Origin of the sequence: Kitasatospora sp. Root107 (assembly GCF_001424875.1) — a bacterium.
Classification (GTDB): Bacteria; Actinomycetota; Actinomycetes; order Streptomycetales; family Streptomycetaceae; genus Kitasatospora.
In genome coordinates, this window is the sequence record NZ_LMCT01000014.1 from 129,756 (window position 1) to 155,030 (window position 25,275).

Below are 25,275 nucleotides of genomic sequence, written 5' to 3' on the forward strand. Positions count from 1 at the left end.
GGCCCCTCCCTCGTATGTCCGTCGCGAGCGTCACATCTGCGGGTCGGGCCGCAGCAGGGCGAACACCGCGCCGAAGGGGTCCGCGAGCCAGGCGATCCGGCCGACCTCCGGTACGTCCGCCGCCGGCATCAGCACGGACCCGCCGTTGGCCTGGGCCGTCGCGACCGTGGCGTCGACGTCCTGCGCGTGGAAGTACGGCACCCAGCGGGGGCGCTCGACCCCGCCGCTCACACCGCCGTCCATCGGTGCGACCCCGCCGAAGGAAGCCTCCTGCTGGTCACCCTTCCTGACACTCAGCACCCGGTAGGTCATGCCGGGCGCCGGCATCTCCTGGCTGCGCCAGCCGAAGAGGCCCTGGTAGAAGGTGATGTCGGCGACCGGGTCGGGTACGTGCAGCTCCGCCCAGAGCAGCGTGTTCGGGGCCGAGGTGAGCTCCAGCCCGGCGGTCTTGCCCGGCTGCCAGAGGGCGAACTCGGCGCCCTGCGGGTCGGTGGCCTGGGCCAGCCAGCCCTCGCCCATGACGTCCGTCGGCTCCATCCGGACGGCGCCGCCACCGGCCGTGACGGCGGCGACGGTGGTCTGGATGTCCTCCGCCTTGAAGTGGATCATCCAGGCAGAGCTTGCCCCATCCTCGGTGAGCGGCCCGAGGGCGGCGACGGTCTTCCCGTCGACCTGGAAGAAGCCGTATCCACCGGCCTCGGGCCCGGCGGAGACGAAGGACCAGCCGAAGACGGAGCGGTAGAACGCGGCGGCTGAGTCGGTGTCAGGGCTGCCGAGGTCGAGCCAGTTGGGCGACCCTGCACTGAAGTCGGTGCCGAGCATGAGGAGTCCTCCAGGACGTCGGTCGATCGGACTGAGGGCAACGATGCCGACCCCGCCCGGAGCAGGCCACCTCCGACGACCTGGTTCACCCGTTCGGCTTGCCGGCCGGTCTCAGTTGAGGGCGTCCCCGAAGAGGTGGTTGCCCACCTGGTCCGGATCGGTGCTGGTGTAGAAGCCCCGGAACGCTGACAGCACCTCCGCCTCGGAGAGCACCCCGTTCCGGTCGGTGTCCAGCTTCTCGAAGGCGAACCGGGCCGCCGCCTCGGAGGAGCCGAACGCCCGCTGGAAGTCCCAGAACTCGGTCGCCGAGATCGCCCCGTCGTCGTTACGGTCCATCAGCCGGAACACCGCCAGCGCCATCGGCCGCAGCACGTCGTCGAACGCCCCCGGCGCCTCCGCCAGTAGCCGCATCCCGGCCCGGTACTCGTGCCGCTGGATCTTCCGGTCCCGGTTGGTGTCCAGATCCGCGACCAGTGCGCGCCACCACCCCTGAGACGCCGTCAGCATCGCGACCGCCTTCGGCGAGCCGAAGTCCTCGCCCGCAGCGGCGATCGTCCGAGCGGCGAGCCCGAGCACGTCCGAGGCGTCGATGATGCCGTTCCGGTCCAGGTCGACCTGGCCGAAGCAGAGGTCGATCTTCCGGTCGAGCGCGTCGGGGCTGGCTGCGATGGTCATACGGTATTCCTTCGTCCTGGGCCGGTTGCGTGGGCGAGCCTATGGAGCGGTGGCGCCGGGCGGCAACAGGCACCGCACCGGATGCACCAATCGGCAGCCGATCAGAAAATCTGCGCACCGGGGCCGGGCTGCTCCAGGAACGCGGCGGCTGCCTGCGGCTCGGCGTGGTGGCCGTCACCCTTCCTGGTGGGCCTTCATGTTGGGAGCAAGATTTCCTCCCTGCCGGCACCGATCTTCTTCGTCCCGGAGTGCGCCTCAGGGACCTGCCGACCCGCCGCGCTGCCTCCACCGCATCGTCGCGGCGACTACGCTGAGGCCATGAATCCCGAGCACTTCGCACTCCTCGAAGAGGCCCGCAGGAGCCTGCCCGACGGGTTCAAGGTCGAGCTCTCCGGCGACACCATCGTCATGATGGTCAGCCCGTCCGGCATCCACCAACGGAACTTGCTGACGGTCCGTCGCCAGTTCGACGCCTGCACCCCGGCCGGACTGCTGCCGAGCGAGAACACCGACCTCGTATCGCCCAACGTCGGCAAGAGCCGGAACCCGGATCTGACGTACCTTCCGGAGGGCGTCCTGGAGACCACCGCTAACCAGGTCTCCGCGGAAGCGGCAGCGATCGCGATTGAGCTCGTCTCACCCTCCAACCCCGAGAACGACTGGGTGGGGAAGGTCCGGGACTACCCGCTGATGGGCATCCCGCTCTACCTGCTCATTGATGCCCGCCAGAAGACCGTCACGCTGTTCAGCCGCCCGGACGGCACGAGATACCACCGCCGGGAGGACGTCGACTTCGGAGAGACCCTCCGCATTCCCGCGCCCTTCGACTTCGAGCTGAGCACCACCGGCCTGCTGCCGTACTGAGGGCGGCGCGCCGCCTACCGGGCTCGTGGCAGCCGGGAGTTGGCGGTGTTACGGATGCGCCGGGTACGACCGTCCTCGGCCAGCGCCGCCAAGGCAGCTCTGGCTGACGACCCCTCGGCGATGCGCAGCTGTAGCCAGTGGGACGCCGCGAGCAGCTGCTCGGCGTCCCACGGTTCGTCCAGGGTGATCGCCCGCAGCAAGGTCCACTCGCGCAGGCGCCGGGCCGAGAAGTCGTCCGTCTTCACGGGCCCGGTCATCTCCAGGCACCAGGCCGGATAACCCGGGTCCGTGAGCAGCCCGGCAGCCCGCCGGTCGAGGTATTCGCAGACCGCACTGTTGGCCATCCCGGTATCGGGATCGGCGAGTACACGGGTGACAAGACCAGCTGCATCCTCCGAGGTCACCTCGCCGAACGCACGGCGGTACCGCGCAAACCGCACGTGCTCGTCCGGATCCCAGTCCGGATCAACGGCTGACATGGTGTCACCCAAGGTCACCGCCCCCTTTCGGTCGCTGCGTTGAAGGTCCGCAACGGCGGCACCGCCGATGCCAGTCCATCTTCGCTGAGACATGTTCCGGTGTTTCGTCCGGCAGGGGAGTGGCCTGATCGCCGCTTGGCCGTTCCAGTAGCGGTGGCCGGCGCCCGGCTGACCGCCACCGCGCTGGCCACGCTGCGCCATGACGATCCCAGCACCGCGCTGATCAGCATCGTCGCCGCCGGTGGCCAGGGGATGGCCATGCTCCTGGAGCGCGTCTCATAGGTCCACGACCAGGTCCACGACCTCACGGGGGTGTGGGTCCCCCGTTCGTGTGCTGGTGAGATCATCTGCCGCATGCCCAGTACCGACCCGCCGCTGCCGTCCGGCGTGCCCTTCACTGCCGACGCGGCCGACCGGTGGCGTGCCGCCCGCACCGCCCACCGGTGGGACAGCCGATGGCTGGTGCTGCTTCCGCTCGGGCTCTGCCTGTTCGCGATGGTCCGGGCCGGGCTCCCCGCCGTCTGCAGCCCGGTCCAGCCGTGCGAGCAGAACTGGGCCGAGGACCTGGTGGCCGTCGCGCTGCTGGCCGAGGCGCTGGTCCTGCTGGCCCGGCCCCGGGGGCAGGTGCTCGTCCCGTACGCGCTGCTGCCGATGGTCTGGTACCTGCCCGAGGGACTGCCCGACGGGCCGAGTCGCTGGGTGGTGCTGCTCGGGCAGGTGCTGCTGGCCTGGCTGCTGACCGTCGTCGAGGCCGGCCGCCGCCGGGCGCGGCAGCAACTCGTGGACCTGATGGGGCCCGAGGCCCCGTACCCGTGGACGGCGGCGGGCGGGCCGTCCCCGTTCGCGGCCGACCTGGTCCGGCCGACCGGGCGCCGGGTGCTGGGGTGGCTGCTGCTGGGCACGGCAGTGCTGTTGCTCGGCCTCGGGCTGTACCGGCAGGCCGTCAGCGACGAACGGGCCGCCGGGGCCCAACTGGTGCAGGGCACCGTGCTCTCCTCGGACGACGCCGGCGACACCACGCTCAGGTACCGGCTGCCGGACGAAGCCGCCGACCGCTCCGCCGAGCTGGATGTCTGGTGGGACGTCACCCCGCAGCAGGGCGACACCCTGCCGCTGCTGGCCGACCAGGACGGCTGGGTCCGGCTCGCGGGCGACCCGTACGACCCGACGGTCTGGGTGATGGCCGCGACGTTGACCGGCGGGGCCGGGCTGATCGCGCTGGCCTCCGCCGCCCGGGCGGTCCGGCTCAGGCGCGGCTTCGACCGGCCGGGGGCTCCGGCGCTCCGAGTGCTCGCGCACCCGACCGAGAGTGACGAACTGGTCGGGCCGCTGTCCGGAGCTCCGCTCTGGAAGCTGAGCACGCAGGAGATCCGCAGCCGGCAGGACGAGGCCGGGGCACCCGACCACGTGGAAGAGGACGAGGAAGAGGAGTTCGCGTATCCGGCTGACCCGATGGAGGCCCTGCTCTACCAGGGGCCTGACGGGGAGTTCGCCCAACTGCTGGTCCGCTCCTGGGAAGCCGACGACTCGTCCGATGTCAGCCGGCCTCCGGTGGACTGGACGGCCGTGGTCTGCACGCCGGATGTCCGCCCACGCGGCGACCGGCCTTCAGCGCTCGCGCCCCCTGCCACCGCACCCACCACACCCATCCCGGCCGGGCCGGTACAGGCCGTGCGCTGGTCGATGCCCGCGCCGGTCCGGCTGGCGTCCGGCCCGGTGGCTGCGCTGCTGCTCGGCTTCGCGGTGGTCAGCCGTTCGGACCACGGCTGGTGGGGTGGGCTGTTGCAGCCGCTCATGTTCGGGGTACTCGCGTTCGTCGGCATGGTGGCCGCGCTCGGTTGGCAGGCGGTGGTCGACCGGCGCGGCGTCTGGGTGGCCACCGGGCTCACCTGCCGACAGGCCGACTGGGAGGACGTAAGCGGCGCCAAGGCGGAGAACGGCCGGGTGATCATCCGGATCCGGGGCGGTGGCGAGTTCGGGTTCGGGAATTGGGTCACCCGGTGGCTCCGGCCCCGGGGCTATCGGGCGGAGGACCTGGCGTCCGCCGTCGCCCATGCGGCCGCGGCGGAGGAGCACCGGCCCACCGGGCGGGCGGCCGGCCCGCTGTCGTACCGTCAGCTGATGGCCAATCGGGCGGTCCTGGCGGCGTACCTGCTGCTCACGGTCGTGACCTTCCTGAACGCCCGCTTCTAGGGACAGCTGATCTCGGTGCCGGTGCTGGCGGCGACCGCCGGGGCCACCGAGGTGGAGGGGGCCGAGGGCGCCGCCGACGGCGGGGCGGCCACGCCGGTGACGCCCGTGTAGTCGGTGCCCGCGATGACCTGCATGGTGGCGCCGAGGCCGGGAGTGGCGACGAGTTCGGCGTGCGGGAGGGCGGCGGTGATGGTCTTGACCGACTCGTCCCAGCGCGGGTCGTAGCGGACCACGGTGCGGGTGGTGGAGCCGCCGCCCGCGTTAAAAGGGGCGCCGGTGGTGGCGAATCCGGCCTTGCGGAGGTCGTCGTCCACCCGGGCGCCGAGCCCGACGACACCCGCGCCGTTGAGCACCTGGACGTGGATCTGACCGGGCGGGACGGTGACTTGGACCGGTGCGGACGAGGCGGTCGAAGCAGCGTCGTCGGCCCGGCCGGTGAGCGGTCGGCCCTCCCGGACGGCCGCGAACAGCGCCTTGGCCCCCGCAGCGTCCCAGCGCACCGTCGAACCCCAGCCCTCCACCTGGTAGTTGATGTCGGCGACCGGGACGGTGGTGAAGTCCGCCCGGGCGGGGGAGAGGTCCTTGAGCCGGGTGGCCAGCCGGACCAGGTCCTCGGTGGAGAGGTCCTTGTCGGCCTTGACGGACCTGAGCACGGCGTCGGTCACCCGGGTGAGCTTCACCGGGTTGAGCAGGGTGCCGCTGCTGGTGGCCTGGTGCAGCAGCTGGGCCAGGAACTTCTGCTGACGCTGCATCCGCCCCAGGTCCGAGCTGCCGTCCAGGTGCCGGGCCCGGACGTACTTGAGCGCCCCGGCGCCGTCCAGCCGGGTGGTCCCGGCGGGCAGGTCGAGGCCGGAGTACTCGTCCTTCAGCGGCCGGGAGCTGCAGACCTCGACGCCGCCCAGCGCGTCCACGGTGGAGACGAAGGAGAGGAAGTTGATCTGGAGGTAGTGGTCGATCCGCAGGCCGGTGTTCTGCTCGACGGTGCGGACGGTGAGCGGGGCGCCGCCCATCCCGTACGCCGCGTTGATCTTGCCGTGGCCCTCCGGCACCTGCCTGCCACCGGCGAGGTCCTGGTGGGCCGGGATGGTGACGTAGGAGTCGCGCGGGATGCTGACCACACTGGCCCGGCCGCCGTCCTCGGCGAGCTGGACGATCATCATGGTGTCGGTGCAGTGGCAGGACTCGCCGCCCGCGTGCAGCACGTTCTTCAGGGTGTCGGCCGGGATGCCGTCGCGATCGTCGGTGCCGACCACCAGGAAGGTGGTGACCCCGTCGTCAGCGGGCCGGTCATGGCTCCGGTCGAAGGCGTCCACCCGGCCGATCGCGTCGCCGACGCCGTCCAGCAGTGCCCGGCCCCCGCAGGAGGTGGCCAGCACGGCGAGCGAGACGGCGCCCGCCAGCCAGCGACCCCAGCGGCGGCGTGGGGTGCGTACCTGCTCGGGGCGGAGGGCGGTGGACGGCATCTCTCGGATGGTAGGCGGGGGGTCCGGCGGCCCGGTGGGGGCGCGCCGACCGGGTACGCCGGACGCCGGGATGGTCGATGAAACGTTCCTGCGGACTTCGCGCAGCAGGCCGAACCTGACAAGGCCAGGCAGCCGCCGGTACGGTTGGCCCCGATGAACACCAAGGCTGCTGAGGAGCTGCCGGCGGTCTCCGTGATCATGCCGGTGCTCAACGAGGAACGTCACCTGCGCACCGCCGTGCGGCACATCCTGGAACAGGAGTACGCGGGCGAGCTGGAGGTGGTGATCGCCCTCGGTCCTTCCACCGACCGGACCGACGCGATCGCCGCCGAGCTGGCCGCCGAGGACGACCGGGTGCGTACCGTTCCCAACCCGACCGGCCGCACCCCCGCCGGGCTGAACGCCGCGATCCGGGGCTCGCGTCACCCGATAGTGGTACGGGTCGACGGGCACGGCCTGCTCACGCCCGGGTACGTCGCCACCGCCGTCCGGCTGCTCGGCGAGATGGACGCGGCCAACGTCGGCGGCATCATGCACGCCGAGGGTGAGACCGAGTGGGAGCACGCGGTCGCCGCCGCGATGACCTCCAAGATCGGCGTCGGCAACGCGGCCTTCCACACCGGCGGTCTGGCCGGCCCCGCCGAGACGGTCTACCTCGGGGTGTTCCGCCGCGAGGTGCTGGAGCGGCTGGGCGGCTACAACGAGGAGTTCCTCCGGGCCCAGGACTGGGAGCTGAACTACCGGATCCGCCAGGACGGCGGTCTGATCTGGTTCACCCCCCAGCTCAAGGTGACCTACCGGCCCCGGCCCTCCGTCGGGGCGCTGGCCAAGCAGTACCGGGACTACGGCCGGTGGCGCCGGGTGGTCACCCGCTATCACAAGGGCTCGGTCAACCTGCGCTACCTGGCCCCGCCGGCCGCCCTGCTCGGCGTGCTGGGCGGGCTGGTGCTCGGCGCGGCGCTGCACCCGGTCTTCTTCGTGCTGCCCGGCGGCTACCTGCTCGCCATCGCGGGCGGCTCGCTGCTGGAGGGCCGCGGTCTCGCCCCCAAGGCCCGCCTCCAGCTCCCGCTGGCCCTCGCCACCATGCACCTGAGCTGGGGCTTCGGCTTCCTGACCTCCCCGCGCAAGCTGGCCCGCCGGGTGATCGCCAGCACGGCACCCGAACCGATGCAGCCGGTCAGCGAGTCCAACTAGCCTTCCCCGCGGTCCCCGTGGCGCTATCTTCGGCGCCATGGGGAACTCCGTGCGGGTGGAACAGAGCGCCGACGTCGACGAGCGGGCGGTGATCGGGCCCGGCAGTACGGTCTGGCACCTGGCCCAGGTCCGTGAGGACGCGGTGATCGGCGCGGACTGCATCATCGGCCGGGGCGCGTACGTCGGCCCCGGCGTCCGGATCGGCGACCGGGTCAAGCTGCAGAACCATGCCCTGGTCTACGAGCCCGCCGTCCTGGAGGACGGCGTCTTCGTCGGCCCGGCGGCCGTCCTCACCAACGACCTCTACCCGCGCTCGGTCGACCCCGACGGCAAGCTCAAGCGCGGCGACGACTGGCACGCCCAGGGGGTGACGCTCCGTCAGGGTTGCTCGATCGGCGCCCGTGCGGTGCTGGTCGCGGGCGTCACCGTGGGCCGCTGGGCGCTGGTCGCGGCGGGCACCGTGGTGCACCGGGACGTCCCCGACTTCGCCCTGGTGGCCGGCGTCCCGGCCCGCCGGATCAAGTGGGTCGGCCGCGCGGGCGAACCGCTCGCCGAAGCGGGCGACGGCCGCTGGCACTGCCCCCGCACCGGCGAGCAGTACGTCGAGACGGACGGCGTCCTGCATGAGGCTCAAGTCGAGGCCTGACCCGGGGTCAGCGCCCCTGCAGGTGGGCCGACCAGGAGCGGATGGCCGGGAGGCGCTGGTAGAGGGTGTTGCCGGGGCACTCGGTGTTGAAGGCGTCGCGGTGGCCGGAGACGGTGCGGAAGGTGGCGCTGGTGCCCTTCTTGAACTTGCTGCCGTCCGAGGCCGAGGTCAGGGTGACCGAGCCGTTGGCGTCCTGGCCGGTCAGGCCGAGCTTCCAGGCGGCGACCTTGGCGATCCCGTCGACCTGGGCCTGCGGGGTGGCGTCGGAGCTGTAGCGGCCGATCGCGGCGACCCCGGCGGTGTTCGTGTTGAAGCCCAGGGTGTGGGCGCCGAGCACGGGCCGGGTCACCCCGCCGGCCCGGCCCTCGTACACGGTGCCGCAGCGGTCCACCAGGAAGTTGTAGCCGATGTCCCGCCAGCCGCTGCTCTTCACGTGGTACTGGTAGATCGCCCGGATCACCTTGGGCGCGTCCGAGCAGGCGTAGTCGTTGGCGGTGTCGGTGTGGTGCACGAACACCGCCCGGACCGGCCCGGTGTACTCGAAGCCGGGTTCGCGCAGGCCCTCGTCGGCGCCCCAGCCCGAGCGGGTGACGATGCCCGGGCGCGGCCCCTCGTGGGCCGCCGCCGGCAGTGACCGGGCGGACGCCCGGCCGGGGTCGACCAGTTCGGCCCGCAGCCCGCGCGGCCGGCTGCCGGACACCCGGACCGCGACCCCGTCGCTGGGCCCGACCCAGAGCGGCGCGCTGGCACCCCGGCCGGCCCGCTCGGCGCCCTCGGGGTCGGGCCGGTCGTCCGCCTCGACCTCCAGCGGGTGCCAGTCGCTCCACACTCCGGCGACCGAATGGACCTTCACCTGGACGGAGCCGTCGAGCACCGCCCCGGGGTCGTCCCAGCTCACTCCGACCAGCGAGAACGCGGCGGTGTTCCGCTCGGCCGGGCCGCGCTGACTTTCCGTCAGCGGGAAGGTGGTGACGCCCCCGTCGGGGGACTGGGCGAAGGCGGGTTGCGGGAGTAGCAGCAGGGAGCCGGCAGCGGCGAGCAAGGAGAGGCGCATAGAAGGGATATTGCGGGTAAAACGGACCTGACGCCACGCCAGTTCGTCCGGTTGACCTCCCCTCCCCGGGCGAGGCCGAAGGTCGTAGGCTGGACTGCACCATGACTGCGCCCTTCGCTGCCGACGCCCGCACTCCCGCCGAGCTGCTGCACGCATATCTGCGCGCGGGAGCCCCCGACGCCGATCCGTCCCGCCCCCTGGTCACGTTCTACGACGACGCGACCGGCGAGCGGGTGGAACTCTCCGCCAAGACCTTCGACAACTGGGTGGCCAAGACGGCCAACCTGCTCCAGGACGAGCTGAACGCGGGTCCCGAGACCCGCGCCGCGCTGCTCCTCCCGGCCCACTGGCAGAGCGCCGTCTGGCTGCTCGCCTGCTGGTCGGTCGGGGTGACGGCGGTGCCGGGCGGCGACCCGGCCGACGCCGACATCGTGATCAGCGGTCCTGACGGTCTGGACACCGCCAAGGACTGCTCCGGCGAGCGGGTGGCGCTGGCGCTCCGCCCGCTCGGCGGCCGGTTCCCCGAACGCCCCGACGGCTTCCTGGACTACGCCGCCGAGGTGCCGGGCCAGGGCGACCGGTTCGCCCCGTACTCGCCGGTGGACCCGCAGGCCCCCGCGCTGGAGACGCTGGTGGACGGCCTGCCGCTGAAGCTGACGGGGGAACAGACCGTCGCGCTGGCCAGGGAGGGCGCGCTCCGGCTCGGTCTCGAGCCGGGCAGCCGCGTACTCAGCACGTTCGGGTACGACGACTGGACCGGCCTGGAGGCCGGGCTGCTCGCCCCGCTGGCCGCCGGCGCCTCGGTGGTGCTCTGCCGGAACTCCGGCGAGCTGACCGAGGAGCAGTGGACGAAGCGGATCGAATCCGAACGGGTGACTCTGCGCCTGGGCTGACCCCGGCCGGGCGGCCACCGGGGTAGGCATCTCCGTCATGGCCGAGGACGATGACGACCGCGCACGCCCCCCGACCTCCCGAGGCGGGGGGCGCCGCCGTTTCCTGCTGATCACCGCCGCCGTACTGGCCTTCTTCCTGCTGGCCGGGGGAGCGCTGGCCTGGATCGGCTACCGGAAGCTGGACGGCAACATCGAGACCGACGCCACCACCGGCCGGCTGCTGGAGCGCGACGCCTCCGAACGGCCCGACCGGGGGCCGTTGGAGGCCGAGAACATCCTGCTGATCGGCAGCGACGACCGCAGCGGGGCGAACGGCGCGTACGGCTACGCGGGCGGGCGCCGCTCGGACACCACGATCCTGCTGCACCTGTCGGCGGACCGGCGGCACGCGACGGCGGTGAGCATCCCGCGGGACGCGATGGTCCGGGTGCCGGCCTGTGAACTCCCGGACGGGACACGGACCCAGGCCCGCCTCGTGCAGTTCAACTGGGCCTTCGAGGCGGGTGGCCCGGCCTGCACGATCCGTACCGTGGAGCGGCTCAGCGGCATCCGGGTGGACCACCACCTGATCCTGGACTTCACCGGCTTCAAGCGGATGGTGGACGCGGTCGGCGGGGTGGAGGTCTGCGTGCCCCGGGCGATCCACGACAGGGACGCCCAGCTCGACCTGGCCGCCGGGCGGCAGACCCTCGGCGGCGAGCAGGCGCTCGGCTACGTCCGGGTCCGGGAGACCCTGGGCGATGGCAGCGACACCCAGCGGATGGGGCGTCAGCAGCAGTTCCTCGCCTCGCTGATCCGCAAGGTGCAGTCGCAGGGAGTGCTGTTCAACCCGGCCAGGCTGTGGCCGCTGCTGGACGCCGCGACCTCCGCGATCACCGCCGACGAGGGGCTGAGCCGGGTCGGCGAGCTCTACGACCTGGCCCAGGACCTGCGCTCGATGCCCACCGAGAACGTGGTCTTCCTGACCACCCCGCGCCGTCCCTACCCCGGCAACTGGGACCGGGACCAGCTGGTCCAGCCGCAGACCGACCAGCTGTTCGCCGCCCTCCGGGCGGACCTGGCGGTCACCGTCCAGCCGTACCAGGTCACGCCCTCGCCCTCGCCGTCACCCTCGCCGTCACCTTCCGGCAGGGCCTCCGCCTTCGCCGGGCCGTTCGCTCCGGCGTACACGCCCTGGCCGAGCGCTGCCGGAGCGGAGGACGCCACGGTGGAGACCCCGTCCCCCGACGCCCCGTCAGCCTCCGCCTCCCCTCTGCCCACCACCAGCCCCACCCTCGAGGGCCGGACCGCCGACCAGGACTCCTGCGCCATGCACTGACCCCGCACTGACCCGGCCCGGCCGAAATGTGCTGATTCGGTGCAGGGGAGTCGCGAACTTTGCCCGTTTTTAAGGCGGTTGTCCGCCATGACGCCGGTCACACTCCGGCCGGATCATGGCCGAAGCTCGTCTAGGGTGTCCGGGATGAACAGCGGACACCGGCGCAGGGCCGACCTCGCGGACCAGAACCCGCCCGAGGTCGATCCGGCCGATCAGTGGGTGCTCGACCCGGCCACGGGCGAGTTCCGGCTGGACCTGGACGCGGTGCCCGCGCAGGTGCCCCGCCCCCGGGCGGCCGGGACCGCGCCGCCGCCCGCGACCCCGAGGCGGGCCGAGCAGCCGACCGGCGGCCGGGCCGACCGCCGTCGCCAGGCGCACGGTGGGAAGGCGCACGGTGGGAAGGCGGCCAAGGGGAAGCCGCGCGGCAGCCGACGGGCCCTCAAGTGGACCGCAGGGGTGGCCGCGCTGGTGCTGGTGGCCGGCTGCGGCGGCGCGTACTACGCCTACCAGCACTTCAACGGGAACCTCTCCTCGGTCGACGTCAAGGTCGGCAGCGAGGCCGAGCGGCCGAAGGCGGCCACCGGCGCGCTGAACATCCTGGTGATCGGCACCGACAGCCGAAAGGGTCTGGGGCGCGACTACGGCGACGAGGGCAGCGAGGGCCACGCCGACACCACCCTGCTGTTCCACATCTCCAAGGACCGCAGCAACGCGACCGTGCTGAGCATCCCGCGCGACCTGATGGTGCCGATCCCGGAGTGCGAGACCGCCGCGGGCAAGAAGATCCCGGGCGAGAGCCGGGTGATGTTCAACACCAGCCTGGGGCAGAACGGCCGGGACCCGGGCTGCACCTGGAAGACCGTCGAGAAGATGACGGACATTCACATCGACCACTTCGTGATGGTGGACTTCGAGGCGGTCAAGACCCTCTCCACCGCCGTCGGCGGGGTGGAGGTCTGCGCGGCCAAGGACATCAACGACAAGGACTCGCACCTGAAGATGTCCAAGGGCAAGCACGTGGTGCAGGGCGAGGAGGCGCTCGCCTTCGTCCGCACCCGGCACGCCGTGGGCTTCGGCGGGGACCTGACCCGGATCCCGCTCCAGCAGCAGTTCATCAGCTCGATGATCCGCAAGATCAAGAGCAGCGACACCCTGACCAGTCCGACCAAGCTGTGGAACCTCGCGGACGCCGCCACCAAGGCGCTCACCGTGGACTCCGAGATCAAGAGCGTGGACAAGCTCAAGGACCTGGCCCTCGACCTCGCCAAGGTGAACACCCAGAACATCACCTTCACCACGGTGCCGGTGCTGGACGACCCCAAGGACGAGGGCCGGCTGGTCCTGAAGGACAAGGACGCCGCCCAGCTGTTCGCGATGGTCGCCGCCGACCGCTCGCTCACCGAGGTGGCGGGCGCCGCCGCCGAGGTACCGGCCGAGACGCCCACGGTGGCCCCGGCACCGGCGCCGACCGCGCCGCCGGTGGACGCGGCGGCGGTCCGGGTGACGGTCCGGAACGGCACCGGGACCAGTGGCCAGGCCGGCAAGGCCGTCACCGCCCTGGGCGGCAAGGGCTTCACCGCCGCCACCCCGGGCAAGGACGCCACCGCCGTCGCCACCAGCTCGATCAGCTACCCGCGCGGCAAGGCCGACCAGGCCGCCGCCCTGGCGGTCGCGCTCGGGCTGCCCGTTGAGGTGGCCAAGGAGAGCAGCGCGCTCGGTACGAAGGACTCGCTGCAGGTTGTGCTCGGCAAGGACTTCACCACGCTGGGCAAGCCGGCCGCGCCGGTGCCCACCGAGGCACCCAAGGAACTCCAGCGGGTGCAGGCCGACGACGAGAACCTGTGCGCCAAGTGACCGGATCCGGGCCCGTGCCGCGAGCTCGGGTCCGCACCTGCCGACCGGCGTAGGGTGCAGCTCGGAGAGGTGGTGCGAGATGCCTGGCGCGGTACGACGGTGGCGGCCGGGGTTCCCGCTGGACCTCGGGCGGACGCTGCTGCCGCTACGGCACGGACCTGCTGACCCGGCCTACCGGACGGACCCCGACGGCGCGATCTGGCGGGCCTCCCGGACACCGGGCGGGATCGGTACGCTCCGGCTCTCCGTCCGGTCCGGCGAGGTCGAGGGCCAGGCCTGGGGCCCCGGTGCGGACTGGCTGCTGGAGCGGCTGCCGACGCTGCTGGGCGAGCATGACGACCCGTCAGGACTGGTGCTGCCACCGGGGCCGCTGCGCGAGGCGCAGCGCACCCACGCGGGCGTCCGGCTGGTCAGGACCGGGCTGGTCCTGGAGTCGCTGATCCCCTCGATCCTGGAACAGAAGGTCACCACCGACGAGGCCTACCGCGCCTGGCGCACGCTGCTCCGGGACTTCGGCACCCCCGCACCCGGCCCGGTCACCGGCCTGCGGGTGGCGCCGTCCGCCCGGGAGTGGGCACTGATCCCGAGCTGGGAGTGGCACCGGGCGGGCGTCGACCCCAGGCGCGCCGCCACCGTGGTCCGGGCCGCCCGGCTGGCCCCCCGGCTGGAGGAGGCCTCGGCCTTCCCGCACGAGGAGGCCTTCGCCCGGCTGACCACCGTGCCCGGCATCGGCCACTGGACTGCCGCAGAGACGCTGCAGCGCAGCAACGGCGACCCCGACGCGGTCTCGGTCGGCGACTACCACCTCCCCAACCTGGTCGGCTGGGCCCTCGCAGGCCGCCCCCGCAGCGACGACGCCCAGATGCTCGCCCTCCTCGCCCCCTACCCGGGCCACCGCCACCGCCTCTGCCGCCTCCTCACCCTGACCGGCACCCGAGCCCCCCGCTACGGCCCCCGCCTCACCCCGGAAGACCACCGACACCGGTGAGCACTGCCGAGGTGGCACACGCCAGGGGCTCGGGGAACGGCGACGCCAACCTCTGAAAAGGTCACACCCGCGTGCATGGTCAGGCACTTTGCAGGTGGATACCAGTACCTAACGGGTCACCAGAAAGGCGTCAGCCGACCGCACCTGACGCTCCGAAGCAGCCACCGCAGGCCGCCCGACGGCAACCGCCCCCATCGGGTCCCACCCGTCCGGCAGGTCGAGCACACCACGCACGGTGTCCCGGCAGAACATCGTCGACGACACCCACGCAGACCCGTACCCCTCCCCGGTCAGCGTCACCAACAGGTTCTGCACGGCCGCCCCGATCGCCACCGTGAACATCTCCCGTTCGGCCGCAGCCCGCCGAGCGTCCGGATAGTCGTGCGAACCGTCCATCACCAGACAAGGGACCACCAGGTACGGCGCATCCCGCAGCACGTTGCCCCGGGCGGTCCGCCGGGCCACCTTCGCGTCGTCCCAGCCGTCCAGCTCGCGCAGGTCCCGCTGCCAGGCGGCGAGCATCGCGTCGAGCAGCCGGGTACGGACCCCGGGGGTCTCCAGCAGGACGAACCGCCAGGGCGTGGTGTGGTGCGGCGCCGGCGCGGTGACGGCGGCGGCCACCGCACGCCGGACGGCGGCCGGGTCGACCGGCTCACCGGTGAACGACCGGACGGTCCGCCGCAGCGTGACGGCCTGCCGGAGCGCCTCGGAGGTGCCGAGCCGGAACATGTCGTCGGCGGCCGGGCGGATCAGCGGGCGGACGCCCTCGCCGTCCTCGGCCGTCACCAGGGTGCCCAGGCCGCGTACGACGGCGACGGGTACGCCGCTGGTCTTGCCCTTCACCAGGTCACCGGCGGCGGCCAGTTCGTCGGCGGTGGCGGTGACGGTGAGGGCGAGTTCGTTGCCGTGGCTGTCCTGCCGTCCCCGGTGGTCGTCGAGGACGGCCAGTCCGGCGGCGCCGATCGCCACGTCGGTCAGACCGGTGCGCCAGGGCCGGCCGAAGGTGTCGGTGACCAGCACGGCCAGCCGACGGCCGGTCAGCTGCTGGAGCCGGGCCCGCAGGGCGCGTGCGGAGGCGTCCGGGTCGACCGGCAGCAACAGCACGGTGCCGGGGGCGGTGTTGGAGGCGTCCACGCCGGCTGCCGCCATCACCAGGCCGTTGCGGTTCTCGACGATCCGGGCCGGGCCGCGCCGGGCCACCACCCGGACGGTCTCGGCGTCGATCGCCGCCTCCCGGTCGGCGGCGTGCAGCAGCCGGCCCTCGGCCTTGCTGACGATCTTCGAGGTGACCAGCAGGATGTCGCCGTCCTCGAAGGTCCCGGCCTTGGCGATCAGTTCGGCCAGGTCGGTGCCGGCCGTGATCTCCGGCAGCCCCGCCACCGGCAGGACCGAGATCACGACCGGACCTGCTCGGCCAGCCCCATCGCGGCCCGGGCCATCTCGGCGGTGGCCGGCACGTCGGTCATCAGCAGCGGGACCGCCCGGCAGGCGATCCCGGCGGCCTCGACCGCCGCCACGGCGTCGGCGTCGGTGGTGTCCACCAGCCACCCGTCGAGCAGGTCGGCACCGTAGTGCAGCGCCACCGCGGCGGCGGTCGCCTCGACGCCGACCGCCGCCAGCACCTTGTCGGCCATGCCGCGTACCGGGGCCCCGCCGATGATCGGGGAGAGTCCGACCACGGGAGCGGCTGCGGCGCTGACGGCCTGTCGGATGCCGGGGACGGCCAGGATGGTGCCGATCGAGACCACCGGGTTGGACGGCGGGAGCAGGATCACGTCCGCCGCGGCGATCGCCTCCAGCACGCCGGGGGCGGGCTTGGCGGTGTCGGCGCCGACCGGGATGATCGCCTCGGCGGCCACGGCGGCGTGCAGCTTGACCCAGTACTCCTGGAAGTGCACCACCCGAGGGCCGGCCTCGTCGGTGATCCGGACGTGGGTCTCGACCCGGTCGTCGGTCATCGGCAGCAGCCTGACCCCGGGCTGCCAGCGGTCGCAGAGCGCCTCGGTGACGGCGCTGAGCGGGTAGCCCGCGCCGAGCATCTGGGTCCGCACGATATGGGTGGCGAAGTCCCGGTCGCCGAGGCCGAACCACTCGGGCCCGACGCCGTACGCCTTCAGCTCCTCCTTGACCGACCAGGTCTCGTCGGCCCGGCCCCAGCCCTGTTCCTCGTGGATGCCACCGCCGAGGGTGTACATCACGGTGTCCAGGTCGGGACAGACCTTGAGACCGAAGAGGTGGATGTCGTCGCCGGTGTTGCCGATGACGGTGATCTCGTCCTGAGGGCCGGTCAGCTCACGGAGTCCGCGCAGGAAACGCGCTCCACCGATCCCGCCTGCCAGTGCCACGATGCGCATGCGCTCATCCTGCCAGGCGGGCCGGTGACAGCGGGCCGGGGCCCGGCCTCAGTGCGACTCCACCCGGGTCTCGGGGGCGACCGAGGCGCCGTACTGGTTCATCTCGACCAGGCCGGGCGAGTACAGGTGGATCGACACGGCGGGCTCCAGCGAGGCGTTGACCACCTCGTGCAGGTAGCCGGCCGAGAACACCCGCTGACCACCGGGGCGGAGCGGGCGGGTGCCCTCACCGGCGTGCGTGAGGGAGCGCTCGACCAGCTCGCCCTGAAGCACCGTCATGACGCCGGAGGACTGGCCGTGGTCGTGGAAGCCGCTGCTCTGGCCGGGCAGCCAGCTGAGCAGCCAGACCTCGTAGCCGGGGCCGGTCTCCAGTCGGGCGTACCAGCGGGTGAGTGCGTCGTAGCGGACCAGCGGCTCCCAGCGGGAGCGGTCGGTGGCGATCTCGCGGACCAGCCGGGCGTAGTCGGCCACGGTGCTGGCGTGCTGGGGCAGGTCGGTGCGGGCCAGATGCGGGAAGGCCAGCGGGTCACCGGCGATGGAGACGTCGCTCAGACCGTCCGTCCAGCGGGGGGCCGGTACGACGGCGACGGGGAGGTGCTTGGCGCGGTCTCGGTTGCGCTTGCGGAGGCGGGGCATTCGCATGGGAGGAATCCTCGGAGCGGCTGGTCGGCGGGGGATTCAGCCGGGCCGCGGGATTCAGGGGGACTCTGTCGCGCGGGCGGCCTCGATGTTCCTGGGCGGCGCGCGGTGGGACGCGAGCGCCTAGATACAGGAACAGAGGCGACAACAGAGCGAGCTCGCGGCAGCACGGAGCTGCGCCTGGCGGCGGCTCCGGGAGGTGGCGAACTCTGACATGCGTGCAAGGAGACCGCAGGAGGGGGGCGAGTGTCAAGCCAACTCTGGGACATTCAGGGCAGATCACTCCTGAACTACCGGATGGGGTGATAAATCACCCTCTATGTTTCGATGCGAAGATCGCCGGGAAGGCAGCCGGTGACCGGGCAACCAGCGCGATCCGTTCCGGCGTCCCCCGTTCGGGGGGTGGTCGGGGCGACGGTGGGTCAGGTTGACTGCCTGTCAGACGGTGGGTGGTTCCGGCGGGTTGAGGCCCATCAGGGCGGTAGATCCGAGATGTCCGGATATGTACACTAATCGTAGTGCCTTGGTTCCGGGGAGTGAATCCTTGGCCCAATACCAGAGCTCGGCTTGACTGGGCCAGAGTGACGCACATGTAATTTCACTCGTGTCGTTCCGCCGCTCCAGGCAACGGCAACACCACGGGGACGCCAAAAGGGGCAGAGGAGGCGCGCCAGATGAGCGAGCTCTTTGAGCTGTTGATCGGTGAGGGCATCGAAGAGGACGAAGAGGAACTCGGTTGGCAGGAGCGCGCGCTGTGCGCTCAGACCGACCCGGAGTCCTTCTTCCCGGAGAAGGGCGGCTCCACCCGCGAGGCGAAGAAGGTCTGCCTCTCCTGCGAGGTCAGGTCCGAGTGCCTCGAGTACGCCCTGGCCAACGACGAGCGCTTCGGTATCTGGGGCGGCCTCTCCGAGCGCGAGCGCCGTCGGCTCAAGAAGAGCGCGGTCTGACCGGGCCGTCATCGCTGGTCCCGCACCAGCTTCTGTGCAGCGCCTCACCGACGACGGTGGGGCGCTTTCGCATTCCCCCCAACCGCCGGAGGGCCTTCTGCGCACACTCCGGGCGCAAGCCCGCCACCCGGAGCCGTTAGTGTGGTGCGCCACCTGACTTCGCCGTTCTCGGCCGCGTCCACTGAGAAGCTTGGGGCCCACTGCTCGATGACCGTCTACAGCCACCAGAGCGGCTTCTCCGCGACCCGGCCGCCCGCGTACCCGCGCCACCTGGTCACCGCCGTGATCGTCTCGCACGACGGTGCCCGCTGGCTCCCGCAGGCCCTCGCCGGGCTGCTCGGCCAGGACCGGCAGGTGCAGCGGATCCTCGCCGTGGACACCGGCTCCACCGACACCTCGCCGCAGCTGCTCCAGGACACCCTCGGTGACTGGCTGCCCGAGAGCGGGCCGCTGATCCTCGGCCGCCGCTCCGGCTTCGGCAACGCCGTCGGCCAGGCCGTCTTCAACAGCCCGCCGCTGCGCCCCGAGGACCTCCCGTACAGCCTCGACCCGTCCGGCTACGACCCGGTCACCGGCGGCTGGGACGACTTCGGCGACCCGCTCGGCGCCGAGGACGACCTCGGCCGGGGCGGCCCGCGCGAGACCCGGCCGGTCGAGTGGCTCTGGCTGCTGCACGACGACTGCGAGCCGCAGACCGACGCCCTGCGCCGGCTGCTCCAGGTCGCCGACTCCACCCCGACCGCCGCCGTGGTCGGCCCCAAGCTGCGCAGCTGGTACGACCGTCGCCAGCTGCTCGAAGTGGGCGTCACCATCGCCCGCTCCGGCCGCCGTTGGACCGGCCTGGACCGCCGCGAGCAGGACCAGGGCCAGCACGACCAGGTCCGCCCGGTGCTCGCCGTCTCCACCGCGGGCATGCTGGTCCGCCGCGACGTCTTCGAGGAGCTCGGCGGCTTCGACAAGGCACTGCCGCTGATGCGGGACGACACCGACTTCTGCTGGCGGGTCAACGCGGCCGGCCACCGGGTGGTGGTCGCCCCCGACGCCGTGCTCCGGCACGCCGAGGCGGCCAGCCGCGAGCGCCGCGCGATCGACTGCGGCGCCGCCCACCCGCACCGGGTCGACAAGGCCGGCGCGGTCTACACCCTGCTGGCCAACTCCAAGGGCCTGCTCTTCCCGTACGTGCTGCTCCGGCTGGTGCTCGGCACGCTGTTCCGGGTGCTGGTCAACGTGATCGGCAAGGACCCCAAACAGGCCTTCGACGAGCTCGCCGGGCTCGGCCACGAACTGATCCGGCTGCCCCGGCTGTTGCTGGCCCGCAAACGCCGGGCCAGGACCAGGGCCGGGGACGCACTGGACGACCGCACCCTCTTCCCGGCGCCCGGCGCGACCGCCCGGCTCGCCATCGAGGGCATGATCGGCTCGCTCGGCATCGGCGGCGGCGACGACTCCGGTGCGGGCCGGCACGGCTCGGTCGAGTCCGGCCCCGGTGACGAGGACGCCGACGACCTGGTGGTCGAGCAGTTCACCCTGCTCAAGAAGCTGGCCAGGCGCCCCGCCCCGCTGCTCTTCACCACCCTGCTGATCTTCGCCCTGATCGCCTGCCGCGACCTGCTCGGCAGCGGCCACCTGCTCGGCGGCGCCCTGCTGCCCGCCTCCGACGGGGCGTCAGGTCTCTGGTCGATGTACGCCGACGGCTGGCACCCGGTCGGTAGCGGCTCCACCGCCACCGCACCGCCGTACCTGGTCGTGCTCGCCGCGCTCTCCGGACTCACCTTCGGCAACGCCGACCTCGCGGTCGGCCTGCTGCTGGTGCTGGCCATCCCGCTCGCGGCGGTCAGCGCCTACCTGGTCTCCCGCCCGCTGATCGAGTCCAAGCTGGTCCGCGCCTGGGCCAGCGCCGGGTACGCCCTGCTGCCCGCCGCCACCGGCGCGCTCGCCCAGGGCCGGATCGGCACCGCCGTACTCGCGGTGCTGCTGCCGCCGCTGGCCAGGGCCGCCGCGATCAGCGCCGGTCTCGGCATCCGCGCCGAGACCGCCGCCAAGGGCGCCCGCCCCGGCTGGCGGTCCAGCTGGATGACCGTGCTGATGCTCACCGTCTGCACCGCCTTCGTCCCGCTCACCTGGGCCATCGCCGTCCCGCTCTGCCTGGCCGCGCTCACCCACGCGGTGCTCCGCGGCGGGGCCTACGGCATCGGCGGCGAGGCGCTGCGCCTGCTCGGCCTGCGCGTCCTGGTGATCCTCGGTGCTCCCGTGCTGGTGCTCGCTCCCTGGTCGCTCCAGGTGCTCAGCCACCCCTCCCGGCTGCTGCTCGAAGCGGGCCTGCCCGGTCTCAACGGCACGGCCCCCGAGGCGCTCGGCCTGATCCTGGCCAACCCCGGCGGCGCCGGGGTCCCGCCGGTCTGGCTCTCCGCCGGTGTGGTGCTCGCGGCACTCGCCGCGCTGCTCCGGGCCGACCGCCGCCGCGCCGTGCTGGCCGCCTGGGGCGCCGCCGCCGCCGGGTTGATCTTCACCGTCGCGGTGGCCGGCACTGCCGTCACCCCCGCCTCCGGCGGCGCCCCGGTGGCCGCCTGGGCCGGGCCCGCCACCCTGCTGACCGGCGTCGCCCTGCTGGCCGCCGCCGCGATCGGCGCCGACGGCGCCAACACCCGGGTCGCCGGGATCGCCTTCGGCTGGCGCCAGCCGGTCGCCGCCCTGGTGCTGGCCGCCGCCGTACTCGCCCCGGTCGGCACCGCCGTCTGGTGGGCCGTCACCGGCGCCCAGGGTCCGCTCCGCCGGACCGAGGCCGACCAGGTCCCCGCCTTCATCGCGGAGGAGGCCGGCACCACCGACCGCTCCCGCACCCTGGTGATCAGCGGTGACGCCCAGGCCGCCGCCGTCCGCTACGCGCTGGTCCGCGGCGCCGGCCTGACCCTCGGTCAGGCCGAGGGCACGGTGGACGCCGCCGACGACCCGAAGGGCCGGCTGACCGGCCTGGTCGGCCGACTGCTGGCCGGCTCCGGCGGCGAGCAGGCCAAGGAGCTGGCCGGACAGGGCATCGGCTACGTCGAGGTCAAGGACCCGCTGATCCCCAAGGTCCGGGACGTCCTGGACACCACCCCCGGCCTGACCAAGCTCAGCCAGGAGAACGGCATCGCGCTCTGGCAGGTCACCGGCGCCCCCGCCACCCGGGCCGTGATCGTCGACGACCAGGGCGCCGCCAAGCCCTTCCCGTCCGACGTGGACGACATCCACGGCGAGCTCCCGGCCGGACCTGCGGGCCGGGTCCTGCGGCTCGCCGAGCAGGCCGACCCCAAGTGGACCGCCACCCTGGGCGGCACCGCCCTGGAGCCGGTCACCCTGGACGGCTGGGCGCAGGGCTTCAAGCTCCCCGCCACCGGCGGCCGACTGGACGTCACCCGCAAGCCCGGCTCGCTGCACACCGGCTGGATCTGGGCCCAACTCCTGCTCGGCGCCACCGTCCTGGTGCTCGCCCTGCCCGGCCGCCGCAACCACAACGACGACGACCTGCCCGAGGAGGTGGTGGCCGCCGCCGCGCTGGCCGCCGCCGCCCAGGCCCAGGCACCCGTCCCCGGCAGCCGCCGGGCCCGCCGGCTCGCCGAACGCGGCGAGGGCGAGGCCGACGAGACCGAGCCTTCGACCGGCGTCTACGCCGCCGTCCCGCAGCAGTCCGCCACCGAACCGGACCCGGCGCCCGGGCCCCCGGCCGAGCACTACCAGGACCCGTACCAGCAGGCCGACCCGTACAGCTGGGACCAGTACGCCGTCCCGCAGCAGCCTGCCGCCCCGTACGGCTACGAGCAGCAGCCGCAGTACGGCTACGACCAGTACGCGGGTTACGACCAGCAGCAGTACCAGGGGTACGAGCAGCAGCAGCCGCAGGCCCAGCAGCAGACCGACCAGCAGGCCTGGATGCCGGAGCAGCCGCAGCAGGAGCCGTACTACGACCCCAACAACCCCAACGACCCATACGGCCAGCCGTACCGGCACGGATCGGGGAGCTGACCCACCGTCATGAAGAAGCCCACGCTCAAGACCCCCAATATCAAGGCACCCAGCCTCAAGGCGCCCGACCTGAAGGCGCTCGGCGGCAGCCGCACCGGCACCTCCCTGCTCGCCGGGGCCGTCGCGCTCGGCGTGGTGTTCGGCATCGCCGAGCTGCGCCCGCCGGTGGACCCGGTCGGCGCGGTGACCGGCAGCGCGACCTCCGCGCAGGTCGAACGCACCGTCAAGGTCTGCCCGCAGCCGATCCAGAACCTCACCGGCACCACCCAGCTCACGCTCTTCACCCCGCAGGGCGGCACCGCCACCGGCGGGTACGGCGCGCTGGTCGACGTCGCCCCGCGCACACCGGCCGCCGACGCCCCGGCCCCGGCCGCGAGCCCCCCGGCCGCGAGCCCCTCGGCCGCGCCGAGCGTCAACCCGGCCGACGTCGCTCCCAGCGGCGCCAGGGTCGCGCTCGCCAAGGTCGGCACGCCGGTCTCCGGAGCGGCTCAGAACGGCGATGTCGCCCCCGGCACCAGCGCGACCGGCACCGGCTCCTTCGCCCCCGGCTTCGCCGTCAGCCAGACCACCACGGTCACCGACCAGCAGAGCCTGGGCCTCTCCGGCATCGACTGCACCCCCTCGGACACCAGCTTCTGGTTCTCCGGCGCCAGCACGGCGGGGGACCGGGTGGACTACGTCAGCCTGGTCAACGCCGAGTCGGTCGGAGCCGTGGTCGACCTCAAGTTCTACGGCGACAAGGGCCCGATCGAGGTCGAGGCCGCCAACGGCATCGCGCTCGGCCCCGGCACCTCACAGGCCCTCCGGCTTGCCTCCCTGATCAAGGATCAGAAGGACCTGGCCGTCCACGTGGTGGCCCGCAGCGGCCGGGTCGGGGCCGGGCTGCACGCGGCCGAGGGCAACAAGGGCGCCGACTGGGTGCCCGCCTCCGCCACCCCCGCACCGACCCAGGTGCTCCCCGGTCTGATCGGCGACGCCAACACCGCCCACCTGGTGGTGGCCGCCCCGGGTGAGGACGACGCCGACCTCAAGGTCCAGGTCTCCGGCAAGAACGGCTGGTTCACCCCGGCCGGGTTCGAGACCGTCCACGTCAAGGCGGGCATGGTCACCGCGGTAGACCTCGGCCAGATCACCCGTAGCGAGCCCGGCGCCCTGCGCCTCAGCCCGTCCGACCCCGCCCACCCCACCCCGGTCATCGCCACCATCCGGGTCGACCGGACCCAGAACGGCAAGTCCGACGCCGCCTGGATCACCGGCGCAACCCCGGTCGACAAGCGCGGCAGCCTCGCCGACAACCGGGGCGGCGGCGTCACCACCCTCCTCCTGACCTCCACCGGCGACGCCGCCAAGGTCAAGGTCACCAGCTCGGCCGGCAGCACCGCAGGCGACCCCGTCAGCAAGGAGATCGAGATCGCGGCCGGCGCCACCGTCGCCCTCCCGGCCCCCGAACCGACCGGCCTCAACGGCTTCTTCGGCCTCACCGTGGAGACCGTCTCCGGCGGCCCCGTGGCAGCGGCCCGAATGCTCGCGATCCCCGTCAAGGACGTCCCGATGTTCACCATCCAGTCCATCCGCGACGACCACGGCACCGTCACCGTCCCCCACGCAGCCCCCGACCCGGCCATCCTGCTCCGCTAGCGGCAAGGTTGCACCACCAGGGGCTCGGGGAACTGCGACGCCAACCTCGGAAAAGGTGATCCGTGCGTAGGCGGTCAGGCACTTTCGCAGTGAACCCGAGCCCCCGCTACTCCTCGTCGTACCGAGGATCAATCGCATCCGGCGACAGCCCCAACAGATCCGCGACCTGCTCGATCAGGATCTCGTGCACCAGCGCAGCCCGGTCGTCCCGACTCTTCACCCGGATCTCCACCGGCCGCCGGTAGACGATGATCCGGCTCTTCCGCCCCTGTGCAGCCGCGATCACCCGCCCGAGCGGTACGGCCTCCAGCACCGGCGCCCCCGCCTCGGCGACCGGCACCTCCTGCACGGCGAACTCCACGTCGACCAGCTGCGGCCACCGCCGCTCCAGCCGTTCCACCGACTCGCGCACGTAGTCGTCGAACAGCTCGGACCTGGTGAGCGAGATGGGCACCTGTGGAGGCGCCAGCGGCCCTCGCAGGCCGCGGCCGTGCCGGTCACGGTGCCTGCGGCGCCTAGGCGGCTCGGCCGGTGATTGGGGTGCGGAGCTGTCCATATCAGTGTCGAGCGTAGCCCTTGGCAGCCCGGAAGTGGACCACCCAGGCCGGGCCCATGTCGGCGACACGTGACACTCGGCGGGGGAGGGTCTTCGCGGCCTGGTCAGGAGTGCGGTACCGTCCACCCTCGTGAGCTCTGTACGCCGTTGTTCGCGGACCGCGTGCGGCCGACCGGCCGTCGCGACGCTGACGTACGTCTACGCGGACTCCACCGCCGTCCTCGGCCCGCTCGCGACGTACGCCGAGCCGCACTGCTACGACCTGTGCGCCGTGCACGCCGAGCGTCTGACCGCCCCGCGCGGCTGGGACGTGGTCCGGCTGGCCGCCGACGTCGGCCCGCTGAGGCGCTCGAGCGACGACCTGGAGGCGCTGGCCAACGCAGTCCGCGAGGCCGCCCGCCCCCAGACGCCCCGTCAGACCCGGTTGCCCGAGCCCGACCCCACCGAGGCAGGCCGTCGCGGCCACCTGCGGGTGCTCCGCTCGCCCGACAACTGAGACCGTCCGAGCACCGAACCGGTCATCACCTGCGGGTACGCTGCCCTCCTCTGAGGACCCAACAGGTGTGGAGTGGCAGTGCGGGACTTGAAGCAGCTGGTGAAGGCGTACGACGTGCGTGGTGTGGTGCCGGATCAGTGGGACGAGTCGTTGTCGTTCGCGTTGGGTGCGGCGTTCGTGCGGGTGGTGGGTGCGTCGGC

At 72.8% G+C, this 25,275-nt stretch carries 22 protein-coding genes; 13 read left to right on the top strand and 9 right to left on the bottom strand.

The features are described from left to right. Positions 1-30 precede the first annotated feature (30 nt). Entirely contained in the window at positions 31-822 is a 792-nt protein-coding gene (locus tag ASC99_RS15970) for a VOC family protein (RefSeq protein ID WP_057232550.1), read from the bottom strand. A 111-nt stretch (positions 823-933) separates the two neighbouring features. Then, positions 934-1,497, bottom strand: a complete 564-nt coding sequence (locus ASC99_RS15975; RefSeq protein ID WP_057232552.1) for an EF-hand domain-containing protein — start codon at positions 1,495-1,497, stop codon at positions 934-936. 318 nt (positions 1,498-1,815) lie between these two features. Here ASC99_RS15975 and ASC99_RS15980 point away from each other — a divergent pair, with 318 nt between their 5' ends. Next, positions 1,816-2,361: a Uma2 family endonuclease gene (locus tag ASC99_RS15980; RefSeq protein ID WP_057232554.1), complete on the top strand. Its 546-nt coding sequence runs from the start codon at positions 1,816-1,818 to the stop codon at positions 2,359-2,361. A 14-nt stretch (positions 2,362-2,375) separates the two neighbouring features. Here ASC99_RS15980 and ASC99_RS15985 read toward each other — a convergent pair whose 3' ends face one another. Beyond that, entirely contained in the window at positions 2,376-2,852 is a 477-nt protein-coding gene (locus ASC99_RS15985) for a hypothetical protein (protein WP_235502471.1), read from the bottom strand. A gap of 123 nt (positions 2,853-2,975) precedes the next feature. Here ASC99_RS15985 and ASC99_RS39415 point away from each other — a divergent pair, with 123 nt between their 5' ends. Continuing rightward, positions 2,976-3,122, top strand: a complete 147-nt coding sequence (locus ASC99_RS39415; protein ID WP_162257883.1) for a hypothetical protein — start codon at positions 2,976-2,978, stop codon at positions 3,120-3,122. Positions 3,123-3,194: 72 nt separating this feature from the next. Continuing rightward, on the top strand, positions 3,195-5,033 hold the full coding sequence (locus tag ASC99_RS15990; protein WP_057232556.1) for a hypothetical protein: 1,839 nt from the start codon (positions 3,195-3,197) through the stop codon (positions 5,031-5,033). Here the strand turns inward: ASC99_RS15990 and ASC99_RS15995 are convergent. Further along, the gene (locus ASC99_RS15995) at positions 5,030-6,496 is read right to left on the bottom strand and encodes an LCP family protein (protein WP_057232558.1); all 1,467 of its coding nucleotides are present in this window, start codon (positions 6,494-6,496) and stop codon (positions 5,030-5,032) included. The two genes, ASC99_RS15990 and ASC99_RS15995, sit on opposite strands and share 4 nt — an antisense overlap. A gap of 153 nt (positions 6,497-6,649) precedes the next feature. Between ASC99_RS15995 and ASC99_RS16000 the strand changes: the two genes are divergently transcribed. Next, positions 6,650-7,690 (top strand): glycosyltransferase family 2 protein, encoded by a 1,041-nt coding sequence (locus ASC99_RS16000; protein WP_057232564.1) that lies wholly within the window; start codon positions 6,650-6,652, stop codon positions 7,688-7,690. Positions 7,691-7,727: 37 nt separating this feature from the next. After that, complete coding sequence (locus ASC99_RS16005; protein WP_057232566.1) at positions 7,728-8,336, top strand: acyltransferase; 609 nt, start codon at positions 7,728-7,730, stop codon at positions 8,334-8,336. Positions 8,337-8,343: 7 nt separating this feature from the next. Here ASC99_RS16005 and ASC99_RS16010 read toward each other — a convergent pair whose 3' ends face one another. Next, entirely contained in the window at positions 8,344-9,390 is a 1,047-nt protein-coding gene (locus ASC99_RS16010; RefSeq protein WP_057232568.1) for a peptidoglycan recognition protein, read from the bottom strand. 101 nt (positions 9,391-9,491) lie between these two features. Here ASC99_RS16010 and ASC99_RS16015 point away from each other — a divergent pair, with 101 nt between their 5' ends. The 4 genes from ASC99_RS16015 to ASC99_RS16030 all read left to right on the top strand — a co-directional run bounded on the left by ASC99_RS16015 (position 9,492) and on the right by ASC99_RS16030 (position 14,443). After that, positions 9,492-10,283, top strand: a complete 792-nt coding sequence (locus ASC99_RS16015; RefSeq protein ID WP_057232571.1) for a TIGR03089 family protein — start codon at positions 9,492-9,494, stop codon at positions 10,281-10,283. A gap of 37 nt (positions 10,284-10,320) precedes the next feature. Beyond that, positions 10,321-11,601 carry an LCP family protein gene (locus ASC99_RS16020; RefSeq protein WP_082598367.1) on the top strand — a complete coding sequence of 427 codons (1,281 nt, stop codon included), beginning with the start codon at positions 10,321-10,323 and terminating at the stop codon, positions 11,599-11,601. Between the two features lie 144 nt (positions 11,602-11,745). Next, positions 11,746-13,455 carry an LCP family protein gene (locus tag ASC99_RS16025; protein WP_057232573.1) on the top strand — a complete coding sequence of 570 codons (1,710 nt, stop codon included), beginning with the start codon at positions 11,746-11,748 and terminating at the stop codon, positions 13,453-13,455. Between the two features lie 79 nt (positions 13,456-13,534). Next, the gene (locus ASC99_RS16030) at positions 13,535-14,443 is read left to right on the top strand and encodes a DNA-3-methyladenine glycosylase (RefSeq protein ID WP_057232575.1); all 909 of its coding nucleotides are present in this window, start codon (positions 13,535-13,537) and stop codon (positions 14,441-14,443) included. Positions 14,444-14,551: 108 nt separating this feature from the next. Here the strand turns inward: ASC99_RS16030 and ASC99_RS16035 are convergent, their stop codons facing one another. The 3 genes from ASC99_RS16035 to ASC99_RS16045 are packed head-to-tail and all read right to left on the bottom strand — an operon-like array spanning position 14,552 to position 17,439. Continuing rightward, positions 14,552-15,841 (bottom strand): coenzyme F420-0:L-glutamate ligase, encoded by a 1,290-nt coding sequence (locus ASC99_RS16035; RefSeq protein WP_057232578.1) that lies wholly within the window; start codon positions 15,839-15,841, stop codon positions 14,552-14,554. After that, positions 15,838-16,797, bottom strand: coding sequence for a 2-phospho-L-lactate transferase (gene cofD, locus ASC99_RS16040; RefSeq protein ID WP_057232579.1), 960 nt, complete (start codon positions 16,795-16,797; stop codon positions 15,838-15,840). Before cofD ends, ASC99_RS16035 begins: the two co-directional genes overlap by 4 nt. 48 nt (positions 16,798-16,845) lie before the next feature. Beyond that, positions 16,846-17,439 (bottom strand): cysteine dioxygenase family protein, encoded by a 594-nt coding sequence (locus tag ASC99_RS16045; protein WP_235502470.1) that lies wholly within the window; start codon positions 17,437-17,439, stop codon positions 16,846-16,848. A 671-nt stretch (positions 17,440-18,110) separates the two neighbouring features. Between ASC99_RS16045 and ASC99_RS16050 the strand changes: the two genes are divergently transcribed. The 3 genes from ASC99_RS16050 to ASC99_RS16060 all read left to right on the top strand — a co-directional run bounded on the left by ASC99_RS16050 (position 18,111) and on the right by ASC99_RS16060 (position 24,023). Beyond that, complete coding sequence (locus ASC99_RS16050; RefSeq protein WP_057232581.1) at positions 18,111-18,383, top strand: WhiB family transcriptional regulator; 273 nt, start codon at positions 18,111-18,113, stop codon at positions 18,381-18,383. Between the two features lie 207 nt (positions 18,384-18,590). After that, positions 18,591-22,385: a glycosyltransferase family 2 protein gene (locus ASC99_RS16055; protein WP_057232583.1), complete on the top strand. Its 3,795-nt coding sequence runs from the start codon at positions 18,591-18,593 to the stop codon at positions 22,383-22,385. A 9-nt stretch (positions 22,386-22,394) separates the two neighbouring features. Next, the gene (locus ASC99_RS16060) at positions 22,395-24,023 is read left to right on the top strand and encodes a DUF5719 family protein (RefSeq protein WP_057232585.1); all 1,629 of its coding nucleotides are present in this window, start codon (positions 22,395-22,397) and stop codon (positions 24,021-24,023) included. A gap of 106 nt (positions 24,024-24,129) precedes the next feature. On the opposite strand, the gene ASC99_RS16065 is transcribed toward ASC99_RS16060, so the two are convergent. Continuing rightward, positions 24,130-24,579 (bottom strand): metallopeptidase family protein, encoded by a 450-nt coding sequence (locus ASC99_RS16065; protein ID WP_082598369.1) that lies wholly within the window; start codon positions 24,577-24,579, stop codon positions 24,130-24,132. 130 nt (positions 24,580-24,709) lie between these two features. Here ASC99_RS16065 and ASC99_RS16070 point away from each other — a divergent pair, with 130 nt between their 5' ends. Further along, positions 24,710-25,075, top strand: coding sequence for a DUF3499 domain-containing protein (locus ASC99_RS16070; RefSeq protein WP_057232590.1), 366 nt, complete (start codon positions 24,710-24,712; stop codon positions 25,073-25,075). The last annotated feature ends 200 nt before the right edge of the window (positions 25,076-25,275 follow it).

Bases quoted from the DNA above. Each gene is read 5' to 3' on its own strand.
- ASC99_RS15990 (WP_057232556.1), top strand. From the start codon at position 3,195: ATGCCCAGTACCGACCCGCCGCTGCCGTCCGGCGTGCCCTTCACTGCC.
- ASC99_RS16060 (WP_057232585.1), top strand. From the start codon at position 22,395: ATGAAGAAGCCCACGCTCAAGACCCCCAATATCAAGGCACCCAGCCTC.
- ASC99_RS15975 (WP_057232552.1), bottom strand. From the start codon at position 1,497: ATGACCATCGCAGCCAGCCCCGACGCGCTCGACCGGAAGATCGACCTC.
- ASC99_RS16005 (WP_057232566.1), top strand. From the start codon at position 7,728: ATGGGGAACTCCGTGCGGGTGGAACAGAGCGCCGACGTCGACGAGCGG.
- ASC99_RS16010 (WP_057232568.1), bottom strand. From the start codon at position 9,390: ATGCGCCTCTCCTTGCTCGCCGCTGCCGGCTCCCTGCTGCTACTCCCG.
- ASC99_RS15970 (WP_057232550.1), bottom strand. From the start codon at position 822: ATGCTCGGCACCGACTTCAGTGCAGGGTCGCCCAACTGGCTCGACCTC.
- ASC99_RS16030 (WP_057232575.1), top strand. From the start codon at position 13,535: ATGCCTGGCGCGGTACGACGGTGGCGGCCGGGGTTCCCGCTGGACCTC.
- ASC99_RS15980 (WP_057232554.1), top strand. From the start codon at position 1,816: ATGAATCCCGAGCACTTCGCACTCCTCGAAGAGGCCCGCAGGAGCCTG.
- ASC99_RS16050 (WP_057232581.1), top strand. From the start codon at position 18,111: ATGAGCGAGCTCTTTGAGCTGTTGATCGGTGAGGGCATCGAAGAGGAC.
- ASC99_RS16025 (WP_057232573.1), top strand. From the start codon at position 11,746: ATGAACAGCGGACACCGGCGCAGGGCCGACCTCGCGGACCAGAACCCG.
- ASC99_RS16045 (WP_235502470.1), bottom strand. From the start codon at position 17,439: ATGCGAATGCCCCGCCTCCGCAAGCGCAACCGAGACCGCGCCAAGCAC.
- ASC99_RS16065 (WP_082598369.1), bottom strand. From the start codon at position 24,579: ATGGACAGCTCCGCACCCCAATCACCGGCCGAGCCGCCTAGGCGCCGC.
- ASC99_RS16020 (WP_082598367.1), top strand. From the start codon at position 10,321: ATGGCCGAGGACGATGACGACCGCGCACGCCCCCCGACCTCCCGAGGC.
- cofD (WP_057232579.1), bottom strand. From the start codon at position 16,797: ATGCGCATCGTGGCACTGGCAGGCGGGATCGGTGGAGCGCGTTTCCTG.
- ASC99_RS16015 (WP_057232571.1), top strand. From the start codon at position 9,492: ATGACTGCGCCCTTCGCTGCCGACGCCCGCACTCCCGCCGAGCTGCTG.
- ASC99_RS15995 (WP_057232558.1), bottom strand. From the start codon at position 6,496: ATGCCGTCCACCGCCCTCCGCCCCGAGCAGGTACGCACCCCACGCCGC.
- ASC99_RS16055 (WP_057232583.1), top strand. From the start codon at position 18,591: ATGACCGTCTACAGCCACCAGAGCGGCTTCTCCGCGACCCGGCCGCCC.
- ASC99_RS16000 (WP_057232564.1), top strand. From the start codon at position 6,650: ATGAACACCAAGGCTGCTGAGGAGCTGCCGGCGGTCTCCGTGATCATG.